Here is a 3,773-nt window from a genome sequence, read left to right as displayed (position 1 = left end):
GCCAGTGCCTGTAGACCGCGCCCACCTCGAACTCCTCGTAGTACCGGCCAAACTGCATGTGTTCCCCCAACTGCGCGGGATGAGCGGTTCGGTCTGCGCCCGCGGATCGCGCCCGACTCCGTCTGATCTCTGCGAGCGCTCGATCGCCCGAGCCTCCAGCCGTCCCAGGGCGCCGCTTCCCTGCGGCCTCCGTAGCGGCGGTCGTCGCGCCGTGCCAGCCGGGACCGCCCAGCACGGCGCTTGTATATACGCACATATGTTTCTATATAGGAACTATCTCGCTGTCAAGGCGGCGGAGTCGATCCCCGACCGGATCCTGTGGCTCGCGACTCGTCCAACCGGGAAGATCCACCAGGCAGGGCGGCCAGCCTGGTCGGGCCTGTGCCGGTGGGGCGGCACCTCCCCGCCTCCTCTCCACCCGACGACTCCAGGGCGGGAGATCTCGCGACCGACCTCCGCGACCGACGGCGAGGCAACCCCGACGACCAGGCGGCCCGAGGGCACCTCCTGGTTTTGCGTACCCGACCCGGGGAATATCGGGAAAGAGTCGGGATACGATCACAGAAAAGGCAGAGTAAAATCGGCGCTTCGGGTCAAAATACCCCAGACCACTGTGGGTGGAATATCAGTTCCACCGCGGGCGGCCCAGACAGCATGACCCGCATTTTCGCTGCCGGCAGCAAGACCGGGCGCCTGATGATGTCCATGGACTGGTCCAACACACCACTCGGGCCGCTCAGCGACTGGGAAAAGTCACTGCGCATGGCCGTGGGCCTCTGCCTTGAGTCACACTTCCCGCTGGAGATCCTGTGGGGCCCGGACCTGGTCGAGATACACAACGACGCCGTCATACCCATGCTCGGCCGCAAGCATCCGGGATGTATAGGCCAGCCGTTTCGGGACGTCTTTCCCGAGGCGGCGGACCGGCTTGTCCCCATGCTTGAGCAGGTGATGTCCGGCGGCGAAGCGACGTGGGAGGAGGACTGGCCGTCCAGGCTCAATCGCCACGGCTATCTCGAGGACTGCTATTTCACCTTCTCCTACAGCCCGATCCGGCGCCTTCCGGCGGGCGGTGTGGCTGGCGTGTTCGCCGCGTTGCAGGAGACCACCCGGCAGGTACTCGGCACACGACGCCTTCGATGTCTGCACGAGCTCGTCAGCGCCACGGCCGGTCGGCCCAGCCAGGCGGAGGTGTTCACCCAGGGCATCGAGGTGCTCGGTCGCTTCACCTCCGACATCCCCTACTGCCTCGTTGTCCTCGAGGAGGCACAGACACGGAAGCTCGCCGTGACGGCGTCGGCTGGTATCGCCGGAGCCACGGGAACCCCGTACACGCTCGATCCCGGCGACGCCTCCGGACTCGGGGACTCGATGGTTGCGGGACGGACGCAGATCGTCGCTCGTCTGCTGGCCCGTCTCGCGTTACGGCAGTCGACTGAGACCCCGCCGTCCACCGCCGCGATGGTCGTCCCCCTGCCGGAGGGAGGCGACAGACGCCCTGTCGGACTTCTCATCTTCGGGACGAGCGACCGGCTCCCTTTGAACGCGGACTACCGGAGTTTCCTGAGTCTCGTGGCCACGCAGATCTCGGCGGCCAGCGTTGCGGCGCAGTCAGCCGAGCGGGAACGCCTCCTTGCCGCCGACGCGCATCATCGCGCCTTCCATGACGCGCTGACCGAGTTGCCGAACAGAGCGGCCATGTTCGCCCAGCTCGAACGCACGATCGCCGAAACCGGAAAAAGCCCGACACGAGCCGGCTTCCTTTTCGTTGATCTCGACGGATTCAAGCGGGTCAACGACACGTTGGGCCATCTGGCAGGCGACGATCTGCTCCGTGATGTAGCCGGGCGACTTCGCCGTGTGGTCCGCCCCGGTGACGTCGTGGCCCGGCTCGCCGGCGACGAGTTCGGAGTCCTGTGCCGCGACATCACGTCCTGCGGCGCGGTCGAAGCTGTCGCCGATCGCATCGTCGCCACCGTGGATCTGGCCATCGGCTGCCAGCAGGTCCCGGTCACGGCCAGCGTCGGCATTGCGATGATCGGACCCGGGACCACCAGCCCCGAGGATGTCGTACGCGCCGCGGATGCGGCCATGTATCTCGCCAAGCGTCGAGGGCGGGGCTACTGGCGGCACGCCGCGGAGGCGGAGGTGGCCCGTCCCGACACCGACATCGGCCCTCCCTCGGAGCCAGCCCGGCGGATGGCGGCCAGGCCGCGCGACGGCTGACGCCGACGCATGTCGGAGACCGTCCCGCAGCGCGCCCGAGCACGCGCGAGCTGATCAGGACGACCTCCGCTCGGATTCGATCTCAATCGACCGATTACAGGGGGTCTCTGCCGCTACCCCTTTCAGTAGGGACTCCTCCTGCACCCGCAACAAGGGTTGGCTGGGGCGATGACCACATTGCCGGGAGACGAAGGGGTGACCAGTGCCTGACAACGCCAATCGCATTCAACAGCAGCGGGCAGGTCACGGCCGCCGCAGGTTCCTGATGGGCACGGCCGTGCTGGCGACTCCCCTTGCCGCCGGGCCCGGTCGGCTGCACCTCCGACGCAAAGGCCTCCGCGGCGGTGCGCGCGCCCACACCGGCCGGCCGGGAGGAGAGCACCGCGACGACGGCGACCACGCTGGCCAGTCGTCGCAAGCTCGGTTCCCTGGAGGTGTCCAGCGTCGGCCTGGGCTGCCAGACCATGCCGGGCAACCTCTACGGTCCGGTGAGCAGCCGGGAGGACATGATCACGATCATCCGGACGGCCGCCGATCAGGGCGTGCCCCTGTTCGACACCGTCGAGGCGTACGGCCCGTTCGAGTCCGAACGCATCGTCGGTGAAGCCCTCGAACCGGTCCGGGACCAGGTCGTCATCGCGTCGAAGTTCGGGTTCGACGTCGACCTGGTGACAGGCCAAAGTGTCCGATCAACCGCTCTGTTCCATTTTCGGTGGTGACTGTGCGTGGGACCACTTCAAGATCGCCTACGGGGCAGACCTCCGACACCATCAACCGAGGTCAATAAAGGTTCACTGTCAGTAACAGTTGGCTGGGTGGTGACCAGCGGGGTGGGTTCTTCGGGCACAGGTGCCGGGGTCGTCGCCGGGGCGGTCGGAGTTGGGCTGGGCGATGTCGATGCGCCGGGTAAAGGTGTCGATGGTGCGGCCGGCGAGGAGGGCGACCATGCCGACAGGCGGAACCAGCCGCGGGCACATCGCGGATGCGCCAGTCACCACGGTTGTCGCGACAGAACCGCGTGCTCCTACCAGCCACACACCCACCCGTGCGCGCTGTCCGGTCCCGGCGCCGCCGTCTGACCTGCCGTCGGCGGGCACGACAGTCATGTGCGTTGGGTCCATACTCTCACCCCTGATCTCCTCGGAGGAGGCGTACGGACCGGGAAGGGATGCGAGCTCCCCTCGACCCCGACCACCGACCGAGCCACAGGTTCGACTTCAGTCGCGATGTTGCACGCATCTGCCTCATACTGGGGAATTTTTCTTAGCTTGTCGTTTAACCGCCGGGTGTCACGCTGTGCGATACCTGCTGGTGTTGTGGGGCGGGTCGGCGTGTCCTCGTGACGTGGGACGACCTTCGGAAGATCGTGCTCTCGCCAAAGAAGCCGGATCAAGCCGAAGGTCGTGATGGGCAGTGTGCAGGACGAACCAGGACGCGTCGAGGCTCTAGGACGGCTGTGTCGCTTCCGGCAGGAGTTCTACGACTGCCTGACCCGCCGAGCGGACGCGCTGTTTGAAACGGCGGAGGCGGTGCTGTGCACCGACGGC

The 3,773-nt window shown here is 66.8% G+C and carries 3 protein-coding genes; 2 read left to right on the top strand and 1 reads right to left on the bottom strand.

Annotated features, from left to right (window positions below; all coding sequences use genetic code 11):
* Nucleotides 1-654 precede the first annotated feature (654 nt).
* The gene (locus E0504_RS49690) at nt 655-2,226 is read left to right on the top strand and encodes a sensor domain-containing diguanylate cyclase (protein ID WP_112105878.1); all 1,572 of its coding nucleotides are present in this window, start codon (nt 655-657) and stop codon (nt 2,224-2,226) included.
* A 344-nt stretch (nt 2,227-2,570) separates the two neighbouring features.
* Complete coding sequence (locus E0504_RS49685; protein ID WP_207974751.1) at nt 2,571-2,945, top strand: aldo/keto reductase; 375 nt, start codon at nt 2,571-2,573, stop codon at nt 2,943-2,945.
* A gap of 78 nt (nt 2,946-3,023) precedes the next feature.
* Here E0504_RS49685 and E0504_RS51835 read toward each other — a convergent pair whose 3' ends face one another.
* The gene (locus E0504_RS51835; RefSeq protein WP_207974750.1) at nt 3,024-3,332 is read right to left on the bottom strand and encodes a hypothetical protein; all 309 of its coding nucleotides are present in this window, start codon (nt 3,330-3,332) and stop codon (nt 3,024-3,026) included.
* Between the last annotated feature and the right edge of the window lie 441 nt (nt 3,333-3,773).

The sequence above is a fragment of the Parafrankia sp. BMG5.11 genome (assembly GCF_004337455.1).
Note: the sequence above shows the minus strand (reverse complement) of the source record. Positions and strands in the feature narration are given on the sequence as shown.

Excerpts from the sequence above, each read along its gene's own strand:
- E0504_RS49690 (WP_112105878.1), top strand. The coding sequence starts at position 655 with ATGACCCGCATTTTCGCTGCCGGCAGCAAGACCGGGCGCCTGATGATG.
- E0504_RS51835 (WP_207974750.1), bottom strand. The coding sequence starts at position 3,332 with ATGACTGTCGTGCCCGCCGACGGCAGGTCAGACGGCGGCGCCGGGACC.